Consider the following 24,877-nt stretch of genomic DNA (forward strand, 5'->3'; position numbering starts at 1 on the left):
TTAATATATATGAATATCAAAAGAATTTTACCTCTTGCATTTGCTTCAATGCTACTTTTTAACGTTTCATGTAGCAGCGATAATGATGCTGAAACAAATGAAACGCAAGTGGATTATACAAACGGAATACTTGTTTCTAATGAAGGTGGTTTTACAAAACCTACTTCTGATGTTACTTTTATTAGTAATAATCTGGGAACAGTTTATAGTAATATTTATGCTAACAATAATAAAGGGGAAGCTTTCGGAAAAGTACTTCAGAGTATAGGTTTTAGCGGAGATAAAGCATATCTTGTTGCCAATATTCCTAACAAAATTGATATTGTAAACCGAAAAACATTTAAAGTACAAACTACAGTAACGGAGAATCTTGACAATCCAAGATATATTGCATTCTCAGGGAATAAATTTTTTGTAACAAATAATAACTTTTCCGGTAAAAAGAAAGTAAATGCTTATAATATTTCAGATAACGCTTATGTTGGGAGCATTGAATTTCCACGTTTAGCTGAAAAGGTAGTAGAAGCAGAAGGTAATATCATAGTGCAGACAGATGGTGTTGGGTATGATGCTGTTTTTAATGAGATTCCAACTGGGTACACTATTACTGTCGTAAATCCTTCTACGATGGTGAATCCTACCACCATTACATTACCTGCAAAAGGAATTATAAAAGACCTTATTGCTTACAAAGGGATTGCTTATGTATTAGTTGCTGATACAACAGATTCATATATTTACAAAATCAATTCAGCAGCAGGAAACTATACTACCACTACGCTTACCAGCATTCCTAATGTGCAGAAATTGAGAGCTTATAATAATGAATTCTTTTTTATTACCGATACCAGAAAAATATATGAAAAGCCTATTGTTGCGGGAGCTCCAATAATGCCTGTTGCAACAGCTGTAGGGAATGTGTATGGGTTTGATGTTATTGATGGAAAGATATTTGCTGCTGAAACAAACTTTACTGAAGATGGTAAAGTGAATGTTTATGATGCATTAAGTGGTACTTTAGTAAAAACCTTTACTGCAGGTGTTGGAACAAACGGTTTCTATAAAAACTAAAAATTGCGCTTCGGCGTATATAATATAATTTTTTATTTTTTCATCATTTGTGTTTTTTTCCGGGCGGGTTCTAAAGAACCCGCCCGGCTTTGGTATATACTTCATTGAGGCATAAAAAAAGCTGGATGATCTTTCATTATCCAGCTTTACTTTATTATTGAGTAAAAATTTAGCTCATTGTTAATCCCAGCTTTTCAGCTTCAGCAATGACAAATTTTGTAGCTTCTTCCTTTTCATTAGGTATTTCTCCTTCAAGGATAGCTTCTTTTACTTTTTCCTTTAAAATCCCGATCTCACGGCCCGGCTGAAGGTTGAACATTTGCATAATCTCTTCTCCGGTAATAGGAGGTTGGAAGTTTCTTACCTGGTCCTTTTCCTCTACCTCTTTGATCTTAACAGCTACATATTCAAAATTTTTCTTAAACTTTTCCTGCTTTTTAGAGTTTTTAGTCGTGATATCTGCTTTACAAAGTGTAAACAGATCTTCAAGGTTTTCCCCGGCATCAAATAAAAGCCTTCTTAATGCAGAATCTGAAGTATCATCTGTAATCAGGGCAATAGGTCTGGAAGAAAGTTTTACCATCTTCTGAACGTATTTCATATCACTTCCCAATGGCAATTTTAATCTTTGGAAAAGAGTTTTTACCATCTTGGAACCTAAGAATTCATGTCCATGGAACGTCCATCCTGTGCCTTCCACAAATTTTTTCGTAGGGGCCTTTCCTATATCGTGAAGCAGAGCAGCCCAACGCAGCCAAAGGTTATCGGTATTTACAGAAATATTATCTACTACTTCAAGAGTGTGATAGAAATTATCTTTGTGAGTTTGTCCTTCAACTTCTTCTACACCTTTAAGCTCGATCAATTCGGGAATAACAAGCTTTAAAAGCCCTGTTTGTTCCATTAATTTTAATCCTGCAGAAGGTTTTTCAGATAACATAATCTTGTTAAATTCCACCATAATCCTTTCCATAGAAACAATCTTGATCCTTTCTGCTTCCTGCCTGATGGCTTCTAAAGAATGCTCTTCAATCGTAAAGTTTAAGGTGGAGGCAAATCGCACTGCTCTCATCATTCTCAAAGGATCATCAGAATAGGTTTGAGCAGGTTCTAAAGGAGTTCTTAAAATTTCTTTTTCAAGATCTTCAACTCCGTTGAACGGATCAATAAGATCTCCGAAATTATCTTTGTTCAGAGAAATGGCCATCGCATTGATGGTGAAATCTCTTCTTTTCTGATCATCTTCCAAAGTTCCGCCCTCTACTTCCGGCTTTCGGCTGTTTTCTGTGTAGCTTTCTTTTCTTGCACCTACAAATTCCAGCTCAAGATCTTTATATTTAATCATAGCGGTTCCATAGGTTTTGAATACAGAAACCTTTAATTTAGGATCAATATCCTGAGCTACATTCTGAGCCAGTTCAATACCGCTTTGTTCAGTTACAAAATCTATATCCGTAGATGCCTTTCTCTTCATCAGAAGATCACGGACATATCCACCGACAATATATACCGACTGGTTGTTCTTTTCTGCAGCTTCAGAAATTATTTTAAAAAGTTTTAAATTCTTATTTTGAGTAAGATTAATTTTCATCGTTTATAATAGCGTCAATTTCTACCAATTCCGTTCATTAGTCATAATGAGCGTACATTCTGTTTATTTTTCCTTCTTCATCAAAAAACATCACTTCTACAGCGCGTTTATCCATAATGGATTTATAAAATAATGCTACAGAATTTACTCCTGCCGTGGAATGGATCAGATCAAAATACAGATCAGGAAATTTATTCAATGCCTTTCTCCAATATTCACGAACGGTGTCTTTTCCTTTCAAAGAACTTTCTCTTCCTCCGGTAGCCATGACAATCATGGGAGTGGTAATCTCAATATCATCGGAATAGTGGGAGAGGATATCCTCCAAATCATGAGAGTTCCAGACATTTATCCATGTTTGAGCGAATTCCTGATGATTCATAGCATGTATTTTACAAGTTGGATTTTGCAAAGATAGAATTAAAAAAAAGAAATCCTGTCGATATGAACAGACAAGACTCTAAAAATTAAATCTATTACCCTGAATTTTAAAGTAAGGAAGATAGAGGCTGGAAGTTCACATTAGAATTCAGTAACTTCCTGATTCCATCCTCTGGCGTTCTTTTTATTCTCTAAGAACTTTGATCCTGTTATCGCTCCAGATTTTGATCACTGAGGATCCTGAATATTTTGAAACCTTATCTCTGTCTTCTTCCACAGCATAATCCACAAGTTCAATAATTTCTGAAGAAATATCCGAAAACTTCAACGGGCTTTTATCACCACTGAAATTAGCAGATGTAGAAACCAATGGCTTGTTCAGTTTAGTGATTAGTTTTTTACAAAAGTCATTTTTTACCAATCTGATTCCGATACTGCCATCTTCTGCTAATAATTCTTTAGGCAAACCTCTTGGGTTTTCGTAAACAATAGTTACCGGTTTTTCACTTAAATCAATAATTTCCCATGCCATTTCGGGAACATCTACCAGATCCTGAAGTCTCTTTTCAGATTCTACCAGAATAATCATAGATTTATTTTTCTCGCGTTTTTTGATATCAAAAATTTTGTTGACAGCTTCTATATTGGTCGCATCACAACCAATTCCCCAAATGGTATCAGTAGGGTAAAGAATCGTTCCGCCAGATTTTAATATTTCAATAATAGGTTCCATATTTTTTATGTATTCAAAACAATGGATAAAGGTAGAGAATCTGTGAATTTTGAACAAAAAAATGAGGATAAAAAGGACAGTGTATTGAAGGTTTTTAATTTTGGATAAAATGGATGGAGGGGCTATAAAGATCAAACTAATAGATCAGGAGATCTATCCATGAAACAGAGAACTGAAATAACCTTTATTTTTAGCTTTCGTTTCAATCTTTTTCTGTTGGAGAATTTTTTTAAGATCCATTCTCATCAAATGCTGAGATAATAATACTGGAAAATTAGATTTAGAACCTTCTTTGATTAAAGTATAAAGGATAGAATGGTCTTTGAAAAAGATAATTGTTGTTTGCTCATAAATTCCTGGACTGTATAAGTCTATTGGTTCGTTAAGATATATTAGATTATTGGCAGGTCTGGATATTCTGTAGCGCTTTTGAGCATATCTGATAATTCTATCTTTTGCTTCATTTTTTGAAATATTAAATTTAACTTCCTTTAAATGTTTTTCGGTGAACTTACAATATAGTAGATATAAACTAGAGAAAAATAAGCAAACTAGAATAGTATATTCCAGACTATTATTAAGTGATAGTATGGTTTTTCTAAATCCCCATATAGAAATTCCTGCTAACATTAAAAAAAGAACATATAATATCAAATTATCAAATTGATCCAACCACTCTTCTTCAAAGATTAACTTTTTAGATTGAATACTTTTTGTAATGTCTAGTTTTTTTAATGATCTCATGTTGAAAATAGATGAGTTTGGAACCAGATTGTAGTTTTAAATTCTAATAAATTTAATAATTATTATTAAATAGAATAGTAATAGTTAAAAATAAAAGTGGGATAGTACAAATAATCTGGATTTATTAAGTTTCGGCTAAAGTCCGTCCTTATTGATGTTTTATGTATGTGGAAATTGTAAATGTGTTATTTATTCTTTATCAACAATAAATAATACATTCAATTGGCTTTAGCCAAAACTTACTATTTCATTACATCCATCCTATTTTTGGCAAATATCTTTCCTCAATAATGTTCAGGTGGTGATAATTATGTCCGATAATCAATTTTCCTATGGTTTCCACTGAAATTTCATTGCCATTGGCAATACCTGTGTACTGTAAAGCTACAGGATTCATGGTTTCCAATAGAATCTGAGAAGATTTTCTTACCAGTTTGTATTCTTCCAGTAAAGATTCCAGAGATCTTTCACTGGCGAAAGATTGTTCAGCGTATTCATTTTCATCAAATCCGGGAAGGTTGTTTTTATCACCTCTTGCAAAAGCTAATATTCTGTATTGAAAAACTCTTTCAGTATCTGATAAGTGAAGAAGTAATCCTTTTAAAGTCCATTTACCTTCAGCGTAGGCAAACTTTGACTGCTCTTCAGTAAGATTGGAATAAATTCCCACAGTTTTTTCTTCTGTTTTTTTTAATTCGGCTAGCCAGTCACCTTGAGGAATCAGGTCTAAATATCTTTGGATGTATTTTTGAAAATCGGTCATGGTTTTTGAGAATTATAAGTTAGGGTTAAAATTCGGTTTTTCGGATGTAAATGAATTGATTAATAGTGTTCTATTATTCATTACTTATTTTCCATTTCTTATGAATTGCTCCATTCATAGAAATTCACAGAGTCATAGAGCTCAAAACCACAGGAAGGATATAGCTGATTACCCACGTCATTGCTTTTTCCTGTTTCAAGCAGGATGCCGCAGGCATTTGAAGCTTTACATAGTTCTTTTGATTTTTCGATAAGTTCTTTTGAATACCCTTTTCCTCTATGGTTAGCATTGATATACAAATCATTCAGAAGCCAATAGCGCTGCATTCTTGTGGATGAAAATATTGGATATAACTGAACAAAGCCAGTAAGTAATCCATTTTCTTCTGCAACAAAAATTTCAGAATCTTTGTTTTGAAGTCTTTCCTGAAGAAAATCTGCAGCAGCAGGGATATCAGATGCCTTATGATAGAATATTCTGTATTGATCGAACAGCTCAGCCAACTGAGACAAATCTGCAATGACTGCTTTTCTCGTATTTTTCATAGATATGTGATGGTGATAATAAAAATGAGAAAGATATTAAATCCTTCTCATTTTTTATTGTGATATTTTAAGAAAAAGCTTTTTCCAGATCTGCGATAAGATCCTCAGCATCTTCAATTCCAACACTTAAACGGACAAGATCATCAGTGATTCCCAGTTCCGCACGTTTTTCTGCAGGGATAGAAGCGTGGGTCATTAAAGCAGGGTGATTCGCTAAAGATTCTACACCTCCTAAAGATTCTGCCAGTGTGAATACTCTTACCTTTTCAAGGAATTTGATAGCATCTTCTTTTTTTCCGGATTTGAAAGTGAATGAAACCATTCCTCCTGATTCTTTCATCTGAGATTTTGCAAGCTCATATTGAGGGTGAGATTCTAATCCCGGATAGATTACTTTATCAACTGCTGGGTGAGTTTCAAGATATTTAGCTACGGCAAGACCATTGTCAGAGTGTCTCTGCATTCTTAATGCCAACGTTTTGATCCCTCTTAATACAAGATAAGAATCGTGAGGTCCTAAAATACCACCACTGGCAAATTGGATAAAGTGAAGTTTTTCACCTAATTCAGCATCCTTAGCAATAAGAGCACCTGCAATGACATCAGAGTGTCCTCCTAAATATTTGGTTGCAGAGTGCATTACGATATCTGCTCCCAGATCAATAGGTCTTTGAATATAAGGGGTTGCAAAAGTATTGTCTACCGCCACTAAGATATCTTTTCCTTTGGCAATTTCCACGACAGCCTTGATATCTACCAATTTCATCAATGGATTTGTTGGAGTTTCTACCCAGATCAGTTTAGTTTTATCAGTGATTACATCAGCAATTTTAGAAACATCATCAAAATTCACAAAAGTGAACTTCAGCTGATATTTTTCAAAAAGTCTGGTGAACATTCTGTAAGTACCACCATAAAGGTCATCTACAGCAATCACTTCATCACCAGGATTTAATAATTTCAAAACACAGTCGATAGCAGCAAGACCGGAACCGAAAGCCAGACCTCTGGCTCCGTTTTCAATGCTGGCTAGAGAATCTTCCAACGCCTGTCTTGTAGGATTGGCAGCTCTTGAATATTCATAACCGGAGTGTACTCCAGGGCTTTTCTGTGCAAACGTAGAGGTTAAAAATACAGGAACGTTTACAGATCCTGTTGCAGACTCATGATGCTGCCCTCCGTGAATTACTTTGGTATTAAAATTCATAATTTATTGTAAATTTTTACTTTAAGAAATAAGATTTTACTAATCTATTCTGAATTGTAAAAGTACTAAAATAAAGTTGATTTTAATAAAATGAGGATAATTGAAATGATCAATTATCCTCGTGTGTATTATCGTTATTTGTAATTACTTTTTTAAGACTTTAAATGTCTTTTTATTATTGTTATTAATAACGTTTACCATATAAGTTCCAGATATCAGCTCTGATACATTCATCGTTTCATCAGCTTTAATATGTTTTTCCATAACCTTTTGTCCCTGCATATTAAATACAGTTACATCAGCGTTTCCTTTAAGGTTAGAAAAATTAAGAATGTCCTGTACAGGGTTAGGGTAAACTTCAAGACTGTTTTTCTTCATTTCCGTTTCATTTAAACCTAGAGAAGAAGGGGTAACCGTGAAATTGGTGACGTCAAAATTTAAATTGTTCGGAGTACTCCAGATTCCTACTCCAAAATATACGGTTTGGTTGGCTGGTAAGTTATTGGCAGTAACCCGTAAAGTTGCATTGGTAGATGGAGAATAAGCTCCAGTCTGGCAACCGGAAAGCTCTGTGCCATTACATTCTGTGAATGCCATAAGACCCATGTAAGGTTGATGTGTTAAGATCTCAAATGAAACAGATTCACCAGCAACGGGTCCTGTAGTATAAGAGAAAACATAGTCATCACCAGCAGTAGTAAAGACCTGATGATGGCTTTGGGTAGAAGTAGGTTGAGATGTACTGTATCCTCCACTACAAGTCGGGGCCAGCGTAACCCATGCCTCCGGACTGCCGGCACCGGTACCCGGGGTTGTGATTCCAGAAGCTGTATAACCATTGGTAATAGGAACAGCACCAGAACATGAAAACTGAGCAAATGCTACCGAAGAAATGGAAACAAATAATGAAACCATAAAAAAAGAAAGTTTTTTCATAAGGGTATATTAAAAATAAAATCATACAAATATATAATTTTATTAATATTTTGTTATGAAAAAACCTTCTTATGTGAATATTATTTATGTATTAAATAATTTGATTTACATTTTTATAGCTGATTTTACAGCAAATTCTTCCGCTACTTCTTCCATCCATTGTGCAACATCTTCCTCTCCGGTTGCTCTTTGGTAAGTGCTTCCTAAAGAGACTAAAATCTGATGAATAAACATTTTCATCTGGTCTACAGGCATTTCCTTTGTCCAAAGATCGATTCTTAAAGCCTCCTTTGTTTTATCATCCCATACAGAGATCATAGTTGCCTTTGTTTCCTCTTTTTCAATTCCTCCATCCTGTGCATTCCAAGTAATGTTTTCCGGAACGTGGTTTTCATCAAGCTCTACATCTATCGTAATCTGAGTTTTTCTCATATCAATCTAAAATTTTTTGCAAAGTTAATACTTCTTAAGCTTATCCAAAATTTCTATGAAATTATCTTCATCTGGAAACGGACTGTTTAGGTTGAAAATTTTACCTGCAGGATCAATAATAATAAATCTTGGGATTGACTGTATCTTATATCTATTCATAAATTCATTGGCATCAGATAACCAGAATTGCGGAATTTTTGATGGTTTTGTTTTTAAATAGTTCTGCCATTTGGATTGACTTTCATCCAGACTGATGGAAATAAACTGAATGTTATCATAATAACGGTACTGATGGCTTCTGGTATCAAATACCGGACGGATCTGCTTACATGGTCCACACCAGGTTGCCCATAGGTCAATGATTACATATTTCCCTCTGTATTCTGACAGAAGATGAGCCTTTCCCTGAGCGTCAAGGAATTTTAAATCCGGAAACAGAGCTCCTTTTTGAGATATGTTGAGCTGCTCAAGTTTGAAAGCTGCTAATTTTTTATAATCGGTATTATTCAGCAATTTAAATTCTCTTGCAAAAAGCTGATTTCGGGATGTACTGTCAGATTCCAGTTCCATGCTTTTTACAAGATGTTTAGTTAATAAACGGTCTTTATTAATATTGTTGGGTAGGGCATTGAGTTTCACAAAAAGAATACTGTCTGGATTGGATAATCTTTCTTTATCTGTAAGCATCTGATCCAGTTTATACTGAAGGTAGTCATCATTTTTGTTTAACAGAGCGGTTGGGTTGGTAACTCTGGAATTCAATTCATCTAAAAATACTTTTGGAGCTGCGAATTTTGAGTCGTCCCATGATGTCATTTTTCTGTAATTGCTGATTTCATTTAAATATTGGATCGCCAATAGTTGTTTTCTATAGGTTAAATATTCATCGGATAATGCATTGTTTTCCGTATCCGTGTAATGACTGAGCTTGTCAATATTTTTTTTCCAGTCAGCCTGGGCCAGTTCATAAAATTTTTTCGGATCATCATTATGTTTTTGTTGTTTAATAGCGTAGGAGAACTCATATCCAAATCCGTCTTCTTTATTTTTATATTCCTGCTCTGCGGATCGGTTGGAAGTAAGGAAATAATCAATATTGGAAGCATTGCAGTGGATCTCAATCTTAAAATGATCACCGCTTCCCATCATGAAATCAATTTTTTTAGTTCCAAATTCAAGGCTGTATTGGTCAAATGGAATCTGTTGTTTGGTTTCCCATAAAAAAGTACCGTTTTTGATGGCTGCACTCCCCATTTTTTTATGAAAATCTTTGGAGAAAATCTTCACCGAATCTATTTTCAGATCGGTATCTATTGTTCCCTGAATCACTACTTCTGAACCTTTGCTTACATAAGGTTTAGGCTTTTGCAAAATAAAAAATATCCCAGCAGTTATGATGATGAAGGCCGATGAAAAAGCGATTTGTTTTTTACTATTTAAAAAAGCAGTTTTAAAACCTTTTCCTCTATACCAGAAATACCCGATAATAAGAAATACAATGGCCCAGAATAAGCTTAAATATTCGCTGTAGGTAATAAAATGATTCAGACTTTTTATATTGGGTGTTTTGCATAAGATATACAGGGAATTGTAAGGGCAGTAAGGAAGCGTAATTCTCTGAACCAAAGAAAATGTGTTAACTATGAGTCCGAGGATTCCTATAAGAAAAGCCCAGATAAAACCTGGAAAAACTACAGATACGCACAATTGAAGAGCTGCAATTCCCATTACGGCAACACATAATCTTAAAAATGTTTTTAAAACCCATATGATATCAAAAGTGAGCAGTTTTACCTCATGAGGGTTTATATAGTAATCGAGAAAGGAAAACAGAATAGTAAACCCCAGATAAGAAATAATACAAATAAAGGTTAAAATCAGTACAATCAGATATTTTGAAAAATAAAGCTGGAATTTACTGATTGGCTGTGTTTCCATAAGCTGCCAGCCATTATTTTTGTGGTCAACCTGAGCAACTCTGTTAGCAGCAATCACAATATAAAGCAGTAGCAGAAACATACAAAATGCTTTAAAATTTCCGGTAATAGCCTCTTCGAAAACAGAATAAGGTAAATCCTCAGAGGTGAGGAAACGTGGATCATAAACTTGGAACAAAAAACCTGTAAAAGGAATTAAAAGTCCCATAATCAATGCCAGGTAAACTAATCCTAATCCTTTTATTTTAAGCCATTCGGTATGAACTAATGTTATTAATTTTTTCATTGGGGCTGATTTTAGTTTTTGGTGATTTCCATGAACCAGTCTTCCAGTCCTGCACTGTTTCTGATCTCAAAGATTTCAGCATCTTTAAGAACCAGGATTTTGGTAAGATTGATAATATCCTCTCGGGACTGAACAGTGATCTCTATGGTTTGATGATCGATGATCTGTGGAGAATAATTCTCCGGAATATATTGTATAAAAACGGAGGGATCATTTAATCCTATTCTTACACGGTTATGACGGTAATAGGAGTTGAGCTCTTCAACACTACCTGAAAATTTAATAGAGCCGTTGGAGATGATGGCAAGATGCGTCACCATTTTTTCTACTTCCTGTAATAAATGGCTTGAAATAAATATGGTGATTCCCTGTTCTCTATTTAGTTTTAACAATAATTCACGGATTTCCAGCATTCCGTTCGGGTCAAGGCCGTTTACTGGTTCATCAAGAATTAAAAGTTCCGGTGACCCGAGAAGTGTCATTGCAATAGCCAGCCTTTGTTTCATTCCTAATGAATATTTCTTCATTTTTACATTTCTGTTTTCCCAAAGATCCACGAGATGTAAAACCCGCTCACATTCCGAATCGGGAAGACCTCTTAATTTGGACAGAACAATAAGGTTATCCCAGCCCGATAAATGATCATAAAAAGCAGGACTGTCTATCAAACTGCCTATTTTCTGAAAACCATCAGGATACAGTGAAGTAAGACTTTTATTAAAGATTTCGATGGAATTGTTTTCATCCGGAAGGTTACCCAACATCACCTTCATTGTTGTAGATTTTCCGGCTCCGTTGGCTCCTAAAAAGCCGAAAATACTTCCCTTGGGAACAGAAAGGCTTACATTTTTAAGGATAAGCTTATTTTGAGTAAATCCATAGTTCAGATGCTGGATATTGATTAAATTTTCCATAGATATCTGTGTGAGTTTTGGTTATAAAAAAAGACTTTCTGTAGTTACAAAAAGTCTTATATAGGTATGAAGTAAAGGTTACTTTGTTACACGCGGCTTATAACCAGATTCGTTAAAAATTTGTGTGGCATCCTTTTTCAGGAAGTCAGTTAGTTTCGTTTCAGGCTTTTCTTTAAGATAAGCTTTACAGATCTGCCATCCTGTGAAAATTCCGATTTGTGGAGAAGATTCATTGTCTATTTCAGTATAAAACTTTGAGAATGGTCCCGGAGCAATAAAACGTTCTCCCAGTCTTGGATCATCTCCAAATAACAGATTGCTTTCTACAAAATAATTCCAGATGTTGGCTTCATTGTAAGTGGCCCATTCATACTGTTTTTTAGTATAATTCATTTTCAGATAATCCGGAAAATCCGGAAGGAATGCATCCTGTAGAATCATCACTTTTCCGTTAAGAATCACCTGGTCGATGAATTTTTGATGATCCGGAGATTCCGTTACAATATTTTCAGCAAAAAGCAGAGAAACTTTAGGAACAATATTCTGTGGATTCATCGATTTTTGAAAATAAAGCTCCAATCCTTTGTAATGTACATTTCCATCTCCCATAAAGCCAGTGACATCTATAAATAAAAGATTTTTCGCTTCATCATAAAAGATAGGATCCTGAACCATTTGTAAGGCTGATGAAAACAGATATACTTTTGGGCTTTTAAACTGTGGAAAGTAATGTTTGATATGTGAAAATAAATCCTGAAGTTCTTTCTGCAATTTAGCCTGGTCTATTTTTCCAATGGCTTCTTTATAGATTTTAATTTCTTCAGCATCAGCTCTTCTTTTGGAGAAATCAGCATCAGAAACAGTTCCCTGGAACCACGGAAACTGAGCTTTAAACTGATCCAACGGAATATTGGGGTTATAAAGTTCTTTAGAAATATCCGTCATTTCAATTTTTTCGGTAGTATCTTTTACCTCTATTTTCCATTGGTTTTCAGGTTCTTTTTTACATGAATTGAATCCTACAACTAAAATAGACGAAAGGGCAATATATCTGAAAATCTTCATTATTTTTACATGGATTTAAAGTTTACAAAAGTAAGGATTAAATGGAAAATTCATGATGAAAATTAAAATATTTACAACCCTACTGTTTATTTCAGTATTTATTTTATGTAGGTCTCAAAAGCTTGATTTTAAAGATAAAAACCTGGAAAAGGCAGTTGTTGAAAATTTCGACTTAAATAAAGACGGAACGATCAGTCAGCCCGAAGCTGAAGCAGTCAATAACTTGTTTCTGGTGCAGAAAGGAATTACTTCCACGGATGATCTGAAGTTTTTTAAAAATGCCAAAATGATTATGCTGGATGATAATACTATTTCGTCCATTATACTGAAAGATATGGACAAACTTAACCTATTTTCATGTACAGGATGTAAAGTAACATCATTTAAAACCGAAAACTTGAAAAACCTGACTTCTTTATATATGGATAATAACCTTTTGGAGGCTATTTCATTGAAAGAAATACCAAAAATTGACCAATTAACATTATCTTTAAATCAATTAAAAGCAATAGATCTGTCACAGCTTAAAAGTATAAGAAGACTGAATGTAGAACACAATAAGATCTCTAAAATTGATATCTCCGGAAATCCAGCTCTGCAAACGCTTAATGTAGAAGGAAATAAAATGAAGGATGCGGATATAAAGAAAGGTGTAAAGACAGATGTTACAATTTTTGGAGCCAATGAATAAAACTAATAGTATGAAAATAGAAACTCAAAGACTGATTTTAAGAAAGCTTGAAGATACTGATTTTGAAAGGATGTTCCTTATGGATTCTGATCCTGAGGTAATGAAATACCTGGGACCTCCAGTGCAAAACAAAGAAGAATCGAAGGAAGTCATCAGAATGATCCAAAAACAATACGAAGAAAACGGAGTCGGGCGGCTTGCTGTTATTGAAAAAGCAAGTGGATTACTCATAGGATGGTGTGGTTTAAAGTTATTAAAAGAACCTATAAACGGATATGTAGAAACTCTGGATCTTGGATATCGCTTTATTCCGGAATTCTGGGGTAAAGGATATGCATGGGAAGCGGCAAAAGCTACCCTTGATTATGGTTTTAATGAATTGAAAGCAGATTCCATATATGCTTTTGCAGATTCTGGAAATACAGGCTCTAAATATATCCTAAACAAAATGGGATTTGAAAATACAGGCGAATTTGAAGACTCAGGAGTTAAATGCTCCTGGTATGAACTGAAACGTGAAAAATATCTTTAATATACAATGATAACAATAAGAAAGGAAGAGGTAAAAGATTATGAGGCGGTTTTTAAACTTACAGAAGAAGCCTTCAGGGATATGGAACATAGTGACCATCAGGAACATTTTCTCGTTGAAAAATTAAGAAAATCTGAGGCATTTATTCCTGAGTTATCTTTGGTTGCTGAGGATGAACATGGTATTGTTGCCGGACATATTTTGTTTACAAAGCTTATGATTGAAAATGGTTTAGAAACGTTTGAATCATTGGCTCTGGCCCCTGTTTCTGTAAAACCTGATTTTCAAAACCAGGGAATTGGCGGACAATTAATTCGTGAAGGTCATCTTAGAGCTCAGAAATTAGGATACCAATCGGTGATTTTAATTGGACATGAAGAGTATTATCCAAGGTTTGGTTACGAAAAAACAAGTAATTTTGGGATTTCATTTCCGTTTGACATTCCTGAAGAAAACGGAATGGCCATTGAGCTGGTAGAAGATGGATTAAAAAATAAAAAAGGGAGGGTAAAATATCCCAAAGAATTTGGAATAGACTAAAAAAATATAAACGATGCAGACACAGAAAGCAATAGATCATATTGTGGGCTGGTTAAAAGATTATGCCACAAAAGCCAGAGTAAACGGATATGTAATAGGAGTTTCCGGAGGAGTAGATTCCGGAGTGGTTTCTACACTGGCAGCTATGACCGGGCTGAAAACCTTACTGATCGAAATGCCGATCCGTCAGAAAGCTGATCAGGTAGACAGAGCTAAGGATCATATGAATGACCTGAAATCCAGATTTCCCAATGTGGAAATTATGTCTGTAGATCTAACACCAGCTTTTGAAGAGCTTTATAAAACTTTTGATGTACATGATGATTTGTACCCAAATGAAAAACTGGCATTTGCCAATACAAGATCCCGTTTGAGAATGCTTACACTCTATTATTATGGCCAGCTTAACGGGCTTTTAGTGTGCGGAACCGGAAATAAAGTGGAAGATTTTGGAATTGGGTTTTATACCAAATATGGTGATGGTGGAGTAGATGTATCTCCGATCGGAGACCTTTATAAAACAGAAGTTTACGCTTTAGCAAAAGGTTTAAACCTTATTAAAAGTATTCAGGAAGCCATCCCTACAGACGGACTTTGGGATGTAGACCGTACTGATGAGCAGCAGATTGGTGCCACTTATCCTGAGTTGGAAAAAATTCAGAAAGAATACGGAACCAAAACAGCTGAAGATTATGAAGGCAGAGACAAAGAAGTATTCCTGATCTTTGACAGAATGCATAAGGCTGCAAAACATAAGATGGACCCTATCCCGGTTTGTGATATTCCTGAAGACTGGAGAGAATCATAAATACGATATACCCAGTCTAGTAATGTAATAGATTACCAGTTATTTAGACTGATATATTGTAACATTAAACCTTGTTATTATGAACAGCAGAATAAGAGCCGTATTTTTTATATGTCTGGGCCTTCTTTTCGGAATGTCGGTGATGTATATCTATAATAATTTCATTAAAAGTAAAGATGATTCATCTTCGGTTAAAACTGAGAATGTAAGCTATGGAAGTGCTTCCACAGAAGATCAGTATACTACCGGAAATTCATCAGCACAGGTTTCTATTGAAAAACTGACTGAAGAAAAAATGGTGATCAGCTATGTAAAGCAAAACCATAAACTGCCGGATTACTACATCACAAAAAACGAAGCCAGAAAACAGGGCTGGAATCCATCAAAAGGAAATCTATGTGAAGTACTTCCCGGAAAAGCTATTGGTGGAGATAAATTTGGAAACAGAGAAGGAAGATTGCCGGATGGAGATAAATATTTTGAAGCCGATGTCAATTACGATTGTGGCGGAAGAAATGCAGACCGGATCATTTATACTAAAAATGGTGATGTTTATCTTACCAAAAACCATTATAAGAGTTTTGAAAAGCAGTAATTGTCATTGCGAGGAGCGTAGCGACGAAGCAATGACCAATATATAATTTGCATTTAAATTAAGATAAGTAGTATTTTTGAAAAATAATAGTTTTGCTTATTTACTGTTTTTATTTCTGATGTTCTCATGTTCAGAAAAACAAAAGACTGTAAAACAACAGGAACAAAAGGCTGCAATAACCATACTGATTCAGCCATTCAGAGATATACCTTCTGAAAAAGTAGGAAAAGTAACTGAGGGAATTAGAAAAGTGTATCCTAATATTAAAGTTCTTGATGCCATAGACTTTCCTGGAAATGCTTATTATAAGGAGCGAAACCGTTATAGAGCAGATTCAATCATTAAGTTTTTAAGCGCTGAGACAAAGGAAGGTTTTGTTACCATTGGGCTTACTTCAAAAGACATCAGTGTAACGAAAGGGAATGTAAAGGATTTTGGTGTAATGGGCTTGGGATATAGACCTGGAAAAGCTTGTGTAGCTTCAAACTTTAGGTTGAACAAGATCAATTCGGATGAACAGTTTTATAAGATTGCCATTCATGAACTTGGACATACACAGGGATTGCCACATTGCCCGGAAAAAATGTGTTTTATGAGAGATGCGGAAGGTAAAAACCCTACCAATGAAGAAACAGATTTTTGTAAAAAATGCAAAACTTTTTTAATCAGTAAAAATTGGAAATTTAGTTCAATATGAAGACAGTATATATAGATTTTACAGACATAGGCGATTACGAGGATTTTTATGCTCAGCTGAAAGAGAAAATTCAGCTTCCTGAGCATTTCGGAGATAACCTTGATGCGCTTTTCGATACCATTACCGGCAGCCTTGAAATGCCGCTTCACTTTGAATTCGTGAATATGACAGTAGATCAGCTTGAAATCTTTGAAGATCTTTTAACAACATTAGAAGATGCGGAAGAAGAAGTGGAAGATTTCACTTTCAGCTACTACCTGGAGCAGTATGAAGATGACGAAGACGAAGAGGAAACAGAAGACTAATTGGTAATGTAAAAAATAAAGGTTGTTTTAGAAATAAGACAACCTTTTTATTTTCTAATAATTTTTAAAGATCTGCTTAATCAGCAAAATATTCGAGAGCTTAAAAACTCCACAAAGAATATTTTTCTCGCAGATGTTGGAAAAAACAAGGGCGCAAAGTTTTTAAATCATTATGCTGTTTTTAAGGCGCTAGAAAATCAAAGATTTTCAGCAAACGTATATTTTTAGGAATAATATCTATGTGTTTACGCAGTTAAAAAAATTAAACTACATAGACACATAGTTTTCAGGCGACATATCATTTATGAATTATTTTATTAGTGGATTCATGGTTATATGAATACAAGTATAATTGTATTAAATTTTATCGTAGATAAAATCTTAGCGCCTTAAAAACATTGCATTTAGAGAATCATTTGCGCCTTCCAACTTGACTATCCAAATAAAAAACCAACAGAAGTTCTGTTGGTCTAATCATATAAGACTTACCATAAAATGTAAGTCCATATTATTTTTAATATTACAGCAAAAGCTGAATATCTAATTTAAAATCATGTATTGCAATTCTACAAGTTCGTTTTATAGAAACGTCGCATCAAAATAGAAAGGCAACAAATCCTTCACTGCATGAACTTTCACAACCTCCTCATTCATGCTTGAAAAGTAAAGATCAATGTTCTCATTTTGCTTGGTTTCGTATTCTATCAAACTCTGACGGCAAGCTCCACAAGGTGGGATTGGTGGGTTTTTCTCATGAAACTCTTTAGGGCCACCCACAACGAAGATCTTTTTTACCTTCACATCAGGAAAGTTGGCCGCTACCCAGAAAAGAGTAGTTCTCTCTGCACAAAGTCCTGATGGGAAGGCTGCATTTTCCTGGTTATTTCCGGAGTATATTTCTCCGTTTTCAAGCAACACAGCACATCCTACAAAAAATTGTGAATAGGGTGCATAAGCTTTTGCGCGGGCCTCCTTGGCTCTTTCAAATAATTGTTTTTCTATATCGCTCAGTTCGCTGCTATTTTTAAAATATTCGTAACTGATCTGTATGTCTTTTTTCATATATTGTAGACTAAAAAAGGGGGGTAAAATTAGCTTTTTTTAATGAGGTGGGCAATATTTATTCTTCTGATAGAAATTTGAATTTTTTAAGACGACAAAATGTTATATACTCCAATACAATTCAGAAATATAGAGTTGAAAAATCGCTGGGTAATGTCTCCCATGTGTATGTATTCATGTGAAAACGGAATGGCCAATGACTTCCATTTTGTGCATTACGGAAGCAGGGCACAGGGAGGAACCGGTTTGCTTGTGGTGGAAGCTACAGGAATAGAACCAAGAGGACGAATTACCAATCACTGTATGGGCATCTGGAATGATGAACAAGCAGAAAAACTACAAAAAATTGTAGAATTTGTTCATCAAAACTCAGACAGCAAGATCGGAATTCAACTGGCTCACGCAGGACGAAAAGGTTCCACTTGGAATAATCTGCAGATCCCGATGGAAGAAGGTTGGGAAACTATAGCACCAAGTTCTATTCCTTATCATCCGTCAGAGAGAATTCCGCATGCTTTGAGTACTGATGAGGTAAAAGAGCAGGTTCGGAATTTTAAAAACGCTGCACAAAGAGCTGTAAAAGCTGGTTTTGATGTCATTGAAATTCACGGAGCGCATGGATATCTTATCCATCAGTTTCTGTCACCATTGTCCAATGTCAGGACCGATGAATATGGGGGAAGCTTTGAAAACAGAACCCGTTTTCTTATTGAAATTGTAGATGCTATCAATGAAGAGCTGAACGAAAATACAGCCCTTTTTGTAAGAATTTCCGGTACAGAATATGCTGAGAATGGTTGGGATATTCAGGATAGTGTTGCGCTGGCAAAAATTTTAAAAGAGCATTCTGTTGATCTGGTAGATGTTTCAAGTGGTGGAAATATCCATGGAGCAAAAATTTCAGTTTTCAATAGCTATCAGGTTCCTTTTTCTTCTCAGATCAGAAGTGAAGCTGGTGTGAAAACTGGAGCTGTAGGCTTAATTACAAAAACAGAACAGGCCGAGGGAATTCTTCAGAATGGGGAAGCAGATTTGATTTTTGTAGCCAGGGAAATATTAAGAAATCCATATCTTGCCGTTCAGGGAAGTTTTGAAATGAAAGAAGATTGTTTCTTCCCACATCAATATACCAGAGCCAAAATCTCTTCATAATAATATCAGAACATCTTAGTTCTTAAGGAAATGAATATAGAAGACTTTATGCTGACCTGCCCGAGTAAGAAATTTCTGGGAGTGGAATGCCTGGGATGCGGTGCTCAGCGTGCTATTGTTCTGGTCTTTGAAGGTAGATTTTCAGAAGCGTTTAAAATGTATCCGGCCGTATATACAGTATTGCTGTTTTTTTTTATGCTTGGATTAAGCTTTATAGATAGAAAGAGAAAGTACTCTTCTGTTCTTATGACACTAGTTGTGATCAATCTTGTGATAATGGTTGTTTCTTATGTTTATAAACATTTTTAATTATATGTTTTAAAATATTAAATATTAAAGCTATTTTTTGAGTTTTATATAATTCTGAAAAGTCTAAAGTCGTAGAACTACTACAATTTTTGAAACTCTTGTCTGAAAACTTTTGAGATTAGAACGTGAAGTCTATCTTTGTTATGAGAAATCCTTTAAACAGGGCTATCGTTAATGATTTAAATTTAAGAATATGGCAGGAAATTCAAGAGGAATCTTAAAATTCAATGGAGGTGAAGGTCAGAAGTTATTAAAACTTAATTACAGCGTTTCAAGAGCAACAGATGTTTCAGGACGTGTAGCATCAGATCCGTCTAATGCACTGATTAAAGTAACTATTGAAGCAACAGAAAAATCTGATGTTTTGGAAAGTTTACTCAACAGTAAATATAAGCCTACAACAGGAGAAATTAATTTCAACAAATCTCATGAAGAAGGTACATTAATCAACCTGAAGTGGGAGAACGGATACGTAATCCAACACGAAGTAGATTTTGATGCAATAGACAGCAATAATATGCTGATCAGCTTTGTGATAAGTGCTGAAACCATTACTTATGGTAATTCTGAATATGCAGGACTTTGGCCAAACAGCTAAGTCTCTGTTATTTAAAAAATAAAAAGACTGTCTTCATAAGACGGTCTTTTTTACCTTATTAAAACCATATTCTGACAGGAACCTTAAATTCCCGTCTCACTAAACACTATTTAAAAACAAATCACAGCAAAATATGTCAAGCACACCTGGAATATCCAATGCCTCATTCCGTCCTACACAGAATGCGGATGGTATATCTGAAAATCATCATACAGGTATTAATCGTCTGGTAAAGCTTTCCATTGTTATAGAAGGAAAGATTATCAAATACTATAAACATTTCAAACTTAAACAAAGTACAAAAAGGCATCATGAGTTTACGTTGACCTTAGCCCATGATACCCTGGAAGAAAAGCAAACCCATTCACTGGAAGATGCTAATAAATTCCTTGGGAAACGTCTTACTGCTATTATTTCATACAAAGATATAGACAACAGCCCTGAAAGAACATTCGTAGGAGTGATCACCGGAGTAGGATTCAGCCAGGAAAAAATGAGTCTGGGAAATATTGTACTTACGGGTAGCAGCCCCACGGTTCTGTTGGATGGTGCTCCGCATATTCAGAGTTTTGGCGGAAACCAACCTGTCAATATGGGGATCATTGCAGAAGATGTCATTAAACAGGGAATGGATAAAAGCCGTTTCGATATCAGGATAGATGCGAATAATTTTTCACAGATTATCTACAGCAGCCAATATGATGAAACCCATTACAATTATCTGGCAAGAATGGCAGAAGCTTATGGCGAACAGTTCTATTATGACGGTGAAGTACTGCATTTCGGAAAACTTCCGCCCCAGAATAAAGCTATTACCCTGACGTATGGCAGCAGTGCCCACGATATAAAAGTGGAATTAAAAGCGGTTCACACCAAACCAAAATTCTACGGTTATAACAGTAATAAAAATGAAAAACTGATTTCAGGTACTACTCCCATCAAACATGTTGGAGACCTTGCTAAAACAGCATACAGTCATAACGATTCAATTTATAAAACACCGGCACTGCAAATGGCTCCGATCAAAGCAACCACGCACCTGGATGTTGAATATTCACAGAAAAGTGCTTCCGGAAGTGAGGCCGTGAATGTTTTTACCATTTCAGGAAATACAACAGTGCCTTTCCTGCATCCCGGTTGTGTGGCTGATGTACAGATGCGTAAACCGGATTCAAATGAGACTTCCTACTTTACGAGAATCATGATTACAGAAGCAGAGCATGAAATTGACACAATTGGTCATTATCAGGGAAGCTTCGTAGGAATTGCTGCCGATACAGGATTTTTACCAAGGCCGGAGTATATGGTGCCAAAGGCAGAACCACAGACGGCAACTGTAATCTCCAATATTGATCCGGAAGGACAGGGAAGGGTACAGGTAAGGTTCGACTGGCAGACCAATGATACTACTCATTTTATCCGTATGATGAGCCCGGATGCAGGGGGAACCGACCAGATATCTCAAAACAGAGGATATGTGGCAATTCCTGAAGTAGGCGATCAGGTGATGGTGAATTTTGTTCACAGTCATCCGGACAGACCTTTTGTGATGGGAGGAATGTTTCATGGTGGAGTCGCTTTGGGAGGTGGTATCAATAATCATTTAAAATCTATACAAACCAGAAGCGGAATCAGAATTTTACTGAATGATGATGAAGGGAGCGTAACCATCCTGGATCCAAGCGGAAACAGCTATTTCATGGATGGAAAAGGGAATATCAATATGAAAGCTCCTAAAAATTTCACTTTAAATGCAGGAGAGAATATTAATATTACCGCAGGAAAAGAAATTTCCATTGATGCAGGGGCAAGCATTACCAGTACAGCTAATGAAGACATCAATTCTACAGCCGGAAAAGATATTATGCAGACGGCATCCGGGGATATCAGAGAATCTTCAGATACAAGAACCGAACTTGTAGATAAGGAATTCAAAAGAGAATCCGAAACTTCTCACGAAATAGCAGGTGAAATTTCCATGTTTAGCGAGGTAGAAAATATGACTATGCAGAGCGGAAAAATAGTGGAATTCAACAGTGCTGAGAAATCTAAACTTTTCTGATATGGCAATTATCAAGACGGCAACCAATATTCATATAAAAGTAAAAGACTCTTATCACCTGAATGTTGGAAATAAAGTGGAAAAGATGGCTAAGAAAATTAATGTTGAGGCACAGCGGGAAAACCTTATTTTAGCGAGTAACAAGAAGATTGTGTCTCATGGTAATAAATAAATTTAAGTTCCTTTTGCTTGGTGTTTTATGCAGTCTTTCTATGATGAATGGCCAGAACGAAAAATACAGCTGGCTGGGATCAGTTTCCGCACCTCAGGAATATCCTGTGGAAATTTACAGAGGAGCTATTGTTGCTAACGATTTTACCTATGATTTTAATGCTTCTTTGGGAACACAGAACACAGGATGGGGAAATGAAGGAAATATCAGAAAGGTAAAGACTGAAAAAATGGATCTTCCACATCAGCTGGAGTTTACCTGGTATTCTTTAACTGAAAAAAATTTTTATACCGGAAAATGGAATCTTAATAAGAGTAACATCAAAAAACTTTTTGATGAAGGTTTTATAGATCAGGATACCCGCAAATGGATGACTTATAATACCTTTATTGTCGGACTGGCTCCTAAGGGAAAAGTCGTTCTATGGACAAAAGGTCCTAAAAACCAAAAAGAAGTAGGTTTTTTTCAGGCTCATGATATCCTTATCACTAAGGAAAATGCAATTAAGGATGCTCAATATATGTTCAAAGATGGTTTTGTGGAGGGAGCATTGTATAAAGCGTTCAAACCAGAGCTTCGCAAAAAAATTGAGGAAGATGGATGTCCGGCTGAAGTTAGTTATGAAACATACCGGGAAAGATATAGTTGGAGACCAGTAGTAGTTCTTCCGGAAGGAGGAGTATGGCTGGACTTTGGATTTATTACTTATAATGGTGAGGAGGAAAATCTTTTTTGCCAAAAGTCTGAAGGATAACACCTATAAAGAAAGAGCTGTTCCAAGAAATTTTGGTTTTTACTGGCGTGATAAAGATAAAAACAGATATGCTGTATGGATCGATTCTTTCAACGAAAAAGAAATTTTCGAATTATTCAGAAAAATAGGAAAAGAAGAAGAGATTGATCTGACCATTAAAGTAAATGAAAAGAACACCCAGGTTGTATTATCTCTCATTACGGATGAGGGAGAGGTTTCTATTACGAAAGCAAAGATGAGGTTGTCCCGTAAAATGGAAACAGCAGCTAATTAATTAAAAAAAGAACGATGCATAATAATCAATTTGGAGATTATACACCGCCGGCACCGCCAAAAGGTGAAATAGACATTAGAATTGGAGTCTTTTTCGATGGTACACAAAACAACAGAAGCAATACCAGAGCTGCAGGCAATGAGCCAGGATATAAGCCTTCAGCTAATGAAAAGGAAGTTTATAAAAAACAATCAAATAAAAAGGATGACAGCTATACAAATGATTTATCAAATGTTGCAAGGAAAGAATATTGGTACAAGGAAGATAAAGGTAAATATATAGGAAAAGTATATATTGAAGGAATTGGTACCGAAGACTTGCAAGGAGACATAGATAAAAAAACAAATCACAAAGGAGTTGCTTATGGTGCAGGAAGTACAGGAGTAATAGCCAAAGTACAGAGGGGATGTCAAAGAGTTGCGGAGAAGATCAATGAGCTTAAGGGCAGGTTTGAAATCAATACGATTATACTGGATGTTTTTGGCTTTAGTAGAGGGGCTGCTGCTGCAAGAAACTTTGTATTTGAAGTCTCTCAAACTAAGCCTAGAAATGGGTTGTTGGGGTTTATATTAGATAATGATAATGTAGATTATGATTCCATTCAGGTTAGATTCCTTGGAGTTTATGATACGGTTTCATCTTATGATCCTAATGCAAGCGAGATTACGGTAAACCCAGACTTCAATAATGACGTAGAGGAATTAAATTTAAATACTTTAAAAGCAAAGAAGATTATTCATTTATGTGCTTCTGATGAACATAGAGAAAATTTTATGCTCACAAGAGTAAGGCTTGCGGGAGGACAAGACTTTTTTTTGCCAGGAGTTCATTCTGATGTGGGAGGATGTTATACTAACAATATGTCAGAAAATAAACAGGTAATGGATTTCGATAGCGTATGGGGAGATGGAGTGAGTGATAAACAGTACAACACTGCTTTAAATAATGATTTAAATAATCTAATTGAGCAGGGGTGGGTACATCGTAGTGAGGTAGTCGCTCCAAATTCCTGGCATGAAACTTATATTAATAGAGCAAGAATTAGCAATAGATATAGCTTTATTCCTTTGCATATTATGAGTGAGCAGGTAAACGAATACTATCCAAATGCAATTGATCTCATTAATTTAAATAAATCCTATCGTATTCCTAATGGAACTGAGGATGAGTATTTCCCTTTAGATTTAACAAAGGTTAAAAAGAGACTTGATGAATATGTGAAAGAGGGAGCACCTCAGATGACCTATTACACAAACAAGCAGATCGAAGAATTAAGAAAACAATTAGCAACAAAAAAAATAACAACCGAGAAATTTAATAGAATTGTACAGGATCATAATTTATTAATATTTTTAAGAAACAGATATTTACACTGGAACTCTATGTTTGGAGAAATTGGATATAGACCTCATTTCACCTTTAATAAAAAAACATTGGAGATAAAAAGATTCAGAGTAATGGCATTTAATTCATGAAAATACCTTTTAAACATATACTCTTTAGGCTTGTTATATTATTGATTCCTTATCTAGGGTTCTATTTTATGTTTGCAGAAAGTAACTTCAAAGGACAAACGTATGAATTGGATAAACTACCACTATATCTCTTCTTTATTATTTTTGTTTATGTATTTGCAGAAACTTTTCTTTGGAAATGTATGAAGAATAAAAATAAGCTTAAAGAAAATGTAGATTTGATAGTATTTTTTATATTGCTTTATT

The 24,877-nt window shown here is 35.2% G+C and carries 29 protein-coding genes; 16 read left to right on the plus strand and 13 right to left on the minus strand.

The genetic code is table 11. From position 1 onward, the window contains the following. Positions 1 to 9 precede the first annotated feature (9 nt). The gene (locus DRF65_RS05120; RefSeq protein ID WP_115969419.1) at positions 10 to 1,071 is read left to right on the plus strand and encodes a hypothetical protein; all 1,062 of its coding nucleotides are present in this window, start codon (positions 10 to 12) and stop codon (positions 1,069 to 1,071) included. A 169-nt stretch (positions 1,072 to 1,240) separates the two neighbouring features. Here the strand turns inward: DRF65_RS05120 and DRF65_RS05125 are convergent, their stop codons facing one another. From DRF65_RS05125 to gldB, 12 genes are all read right to left on the minus strand, one after another. After that, positions 1,241 to 2,662, minus strand: coding sequence for a CCA tRNA nucleotidyltransferase (locus DRF65_RS05125; protein ID WP_115969421.1), 1,422 nt, complete (start codon positions 2,660 to 2,662; stop codon positions 1,241 to 1,243). 37 nt (positions 2,663 to 2,699) lie between these two features. Beyond that, a complete protein-coding gene (locus tag DRF65_RS05130) occupies positions 2,700 to 3,044 on the minus strand; it encodes a nuclear transport factor 2 family protein (protein WP_115969423.1) in 345 nt (114 codons plus the stop codon). A 183-nt stretch (positions 3,045 to 3,227) separates the two neighbouring features. After that, positions 3,228 to 3,776 (minus strand): L-threonylcarbamoyladenylate synthase, encoded by a 549-nt coding sequence (locus tag DRF65_RS05135; protein ID WP_115969425.1) that lies wholly within the window; start codon positions 3,774 to 3,776, stop codon positions 3,228 to 3,230. 153 nt (positions 3,777 to 3,929) lie between these two features. Beyond that, entirely contained in the window at positions 3,930 to 4,520 is a 591-nt protein-coding gene (locus tag DRF65_RS05140) for a hypothetical protein (protein ID WP_115969427.1), read from the minus strand. Positions 4,521 to 4,770: 250 nt separating this feature from the next. Continuing rightward, positions 4,771 to 5,283, minus strand: coding sequence for a DinB family protein (locus tag DRF65_RS05145; RefSeq protein WP_115969429.1), 513 nt, complete (start codon positions 5,281 to 5,283; stop codon positions 4,771 to 4,773). Between the two features lie 98 nt (positions 5,284 to 5,381). After that, the gene (locus DRF65_RS05150; protein WP_115969431.1) at positions 5,382 to 5,828 is read right to left on the minus strand and encodes a GNAT family N-acetyltransferase; all 447 of its coding nucleotides are present in this window, start codon (positions 5,826 to 5,828) and stop codon (positions 5,382 to 5,384) included. Between the two features lie 67 nt (positions 5,829 to 5,895). Beyond that, positions 5,896 to 7,035, minus strand: coding sequence for a cystathionine gamma-synthase (locus tag DRF65_RS05155; RefSeq protein ID WP_047492187.1), 1,140 nt, complete (start codon positions 7,033 to 7,035; stop codon positions 5,896 to 5,898). A gap of 144 nt (positions 7,036 to 7,179) precedes the next feature. Further along, positions 7,180 to 7,971 (minus strand): T9SS type A sorting domain-containing protein, encoded by a 792-nt coding sequence (locus tag DRF65_RS05160; RefSeq protein ID WP_115969433.1) that lies wholly within the window; start codon positions 7,969 to 7,971, stop codon positions 7,180 to 7,182. Between the two features lie 105 nt (positions 7,972 to 8,076). Continuing rightward, positions 8,077 to 8,403: a gliding motility protein GldC gene (gene gldC / locus DRF65_RS05165; RefSeq protein ID WP_115969435.1), complete on the minus strand. Its 327-nt coding sequence runs from the start codon at positions 8,401 to 8,403 to the stop codon at positions 8,077 to 8,079. 24 nt (positions 8,404 to 8,427) lie between these two features. After that, positions 8,428 to 10,626 (minus strand): thioredoxin-like domain-containing protein, encoded by a 2,199-nt coding sequence (locus DRF65_RS05170; protein WP_115969437.1) that lies wholly within the window; start codon positions 10,624 to 10,626, stop codon positions 8,428 to 8,430. Between the two features lie 11 nt (positions 10,627 to 10,637). Continuing rightward, the gene (locus tag DRF65_RS05175) at positions 10,638 to 11,540 is read right to left on the minus strand and encodes an ABC transporter ATP-binding protein (RefSeq protein ID WP_115969439.1); all 903 of its coding nucleotides are present in this window, start codon (positions 11,538 to 11,540) and stop codon (positions 10,638 to 10,640) included. A gap of 78 nt (positions 11,541 to 11,618) precedes the next feature. Next, positions 11,619 to 12,605, minus strand: a complete 987-nt coding sequence (gene gldB / locus DRF65_RS05180; protein WP_115969441.1) for a gliding motility lipoprotein GldB — start codon at positions 12,603 to 12,605, stop codon at positions 11,619 to 11,621. A gap of 52 nt (positions 12,606 to 12,657) precedes the next feature. Between gldB and DRF65_RS05185 the strand changes: the two genes are divergently transcribed. The 7 genes from DRF65_RS05185 (at position 12,658) to DRF65_RS05215 (ending at position 16,773) form a co-directional block, all read left to right on the plus strand. Next, entirely contained in the window at positions 12,658 to 13,296 is a 639-nt protein-coding gene (locus tag DRF65_RS05185) for a leucine-rich repeat domain-containing protein (RefSeq protein WP_115969443.1), read from the plus strand. 10 nt (positions 13,297 to 13,306) lie between these two features. Next, complete coding sequence (locus tag DRF65_RS05190) at positions 13,307 to 13,828, plus strand: GNAT family N-acetyltransferase (protein ID WP_115969653.1); 522 nt, start codon at positions 13,307 to 13,309, stop codon at positions 13,826 to 13,828. A 6-nt stretch (positions 13,829 to 13,834) separates the two neighbouring features. Further along, positions 13,835 to 14,368, plus strand: coding sequence for a GNAT family N-acetyltransferase (locus tag DRF65_RS05195; RefSeq protein ID WP_165852174.1), 534 nt, complete (start codon positions 13,835 to 13,837; stop codon positions 14,366 to 14,368). Positions 14,369 to 14,381: 13 nt separating this feature from the next. Further along, on the plus strand, positions 14,382 to 15,176 hold the full coding sequence (nadE, locus tag DRF65_RS05200; RefSeq protein ID WP_115969445.1) for an NAD(+) synthase: 795 nt from the start codon (positions 14,382 to 14,384) through the stop codon (positions 15,174 to 15,176). 79 nt (positions 15,177 to 15,255) lie between these two features. Then, positions 15,256 to 15,771 (plus strand): ribonuclease domain-containing protein, encoded by a 516-nt coding sequence (locus DRF65_RS05205; protein WP_228438542.1) that lies wholly within the window; start codon positions 15,256 to 15,258, stop codon positions 15,769 to 15,771. A gap of 76 nt (positions 15,772 to 15,847) precedes the next feature. Beyond that, entirely contained in the window at positions 15,848 to 16,468 is a 621-nt protein-coding gene (locus tag DRF65_RS05210; RefSeq protein ID WP_115969447.1) for a Zn-dependent protease, read from the plus strand. After that, positions 16,465 to 16,773, plus strand: coding sequence for a barstar family protein (locus DRF65_RS05215; protein WP_115969449.1), 309 nt, complete (start codon positions 16,465 to 16,467; stop codon positions 16,771 to 16,773). The genes DRF65_RS05210 and DRF65_RS05215 overlap by 4 nt, the downstream gene beginning before the upstream one ends. Before the next feature lie 579 nt (positions 16,774 to 17,352). On the opposite strand, the gene DRF65_RS05220 is transcribed toward DRF65_RS05215, so the two are convergent. Then, the gene (locus DRF65_RS05220) at positions 17,353 to 17,835 is read right to left on the minus strand and encodes a cytidine deaminase (protein WP_115969451.1); all 483 of its coding nucleotides are present in this window, start codon (positions 17,833 to 17,835) and stop codon (positions 17,353 to 17,355) included. A gap of 99 nt (positions 17,836 to 17,934) precedes the next feature. Between DRF65_RS05220 and namA the strand changes: the two genes are divergently transcribed. The 8 genes from namA (at position 17,935) to DRF65_RS05255 (ending at position 24,631) form a co-directional block, all read left to right on the plus strand. Further along, positions 17,935 to 18,987, plus strand: coding sequence for an NADPH dehydrogenase NamA (gene namA, locus DRF65_RS05225; protein ID WP_115969453.1), 1,053 nt, complete (start codon positions 17,935 to 17,937; stop codon positions 18,985 to 18,987). Positions 18,988 to 19,017: 30 nt separating this feature from the next. Then, positions 19,018 to 19,296 (plus strand): DUF2752 domain-containing protein, encoded by a 279-nt coding sequence (locus tag DRF65_RS05230; protein ID WP_115969455.1) that lies wholly within the window; start codon positions 19,018 to 19,020, stop codon positions 19,294 to 19,296. Positions 19,297 to 19,489: 193 nt separating this feature from the next. Next, positions 19,490 to 19,894 (plus strand): type VI secretion system tube protein TssD, encoded by a 405-nt coding sequence (gene tssD / locus DRF65_RS05235; protein ID WP_115969457.1) that lies wholly within the window; start codon positions 19,490 to 19,492, stop codon positions 19,892 to 19,894. 133 nt (positions 19,895 to 20,027) lie between these two features. Beyond that, the gene (locus DRF65_RS05240) at positions 20,028 to 21,956 is read left to right on the plus strand and encodes a type VI secretion system Vgr family protein (protein WP_115969459.1); all 1,929 of its coding nucleotides are present in this window, start codon (positions 20,028 to 20,030) and stop codon (positions 21,954 to 21,956) included. 1 nt (position 21,957) lies between these two features. Then, the gene (locus tag DRF65_RS28385) at positions 21,958 to 22,128 is read left to right on the plus strand and encodes a hypothetical protein (protein ID WP_165852175.1); all 171 of its coding nucleotides are present in this window, start codon (positions 21,958 to 21,960) and stop codon (positions 22,126 to 22,128) included. After that, positions 22,115 to 22,882: a DUF2931 family protein gene (locus tag DRF65_RS05245; protein WP_115969461.1), complete on the plus strand. Its 768-nt coding sequence runs from the start codon at positions 22,115 to 22,117 to the stop codon at positions 22,880 to 22,882. Before DRF65_RS28385 ends, DRF65_RS05245 begins: the two co-directional genes overlap by 14 nt. Then, entirely contained in the window at positions 22,839 to 23,156 is a 318-nt protein-coding gene (locus tag DRF65_RS05250; protein ID WP_115969463.1) for a hypothetical protein, read from the plus strand. The genes DRF65_RS05245 and DRF65_RS05250 overlap by 44 nt, the downstream gene beginning before the upstream one ends. A 14-nt stretch (positions 23,157 to 23,170) precedes the next feature. Beyond that, a complete protein-coding gene (locus tag DRF65_RS05255) occupies positions 23,171 to 24,631 on the plus strand; it encodes a phospholipase effector Tle1 domain-containing protein (protein WP_115969465.1) in 1,461 nt (486 codons plus the stop codon). Positions 24,632 to 24,877 lie beyond the last annotated feature (246 nt).

The sequence above is a fragment of the Chryseobacterium pennae genome, assembly GCF_003385515.1.
In the GTDB taxonomy this organism is placed as follows: Bacteria; Bacteroidota; Bacteroidia; order Flavobacteriales; family Weeksellaceae; genus Chryseobacterium; species Chryseobacterium pennae.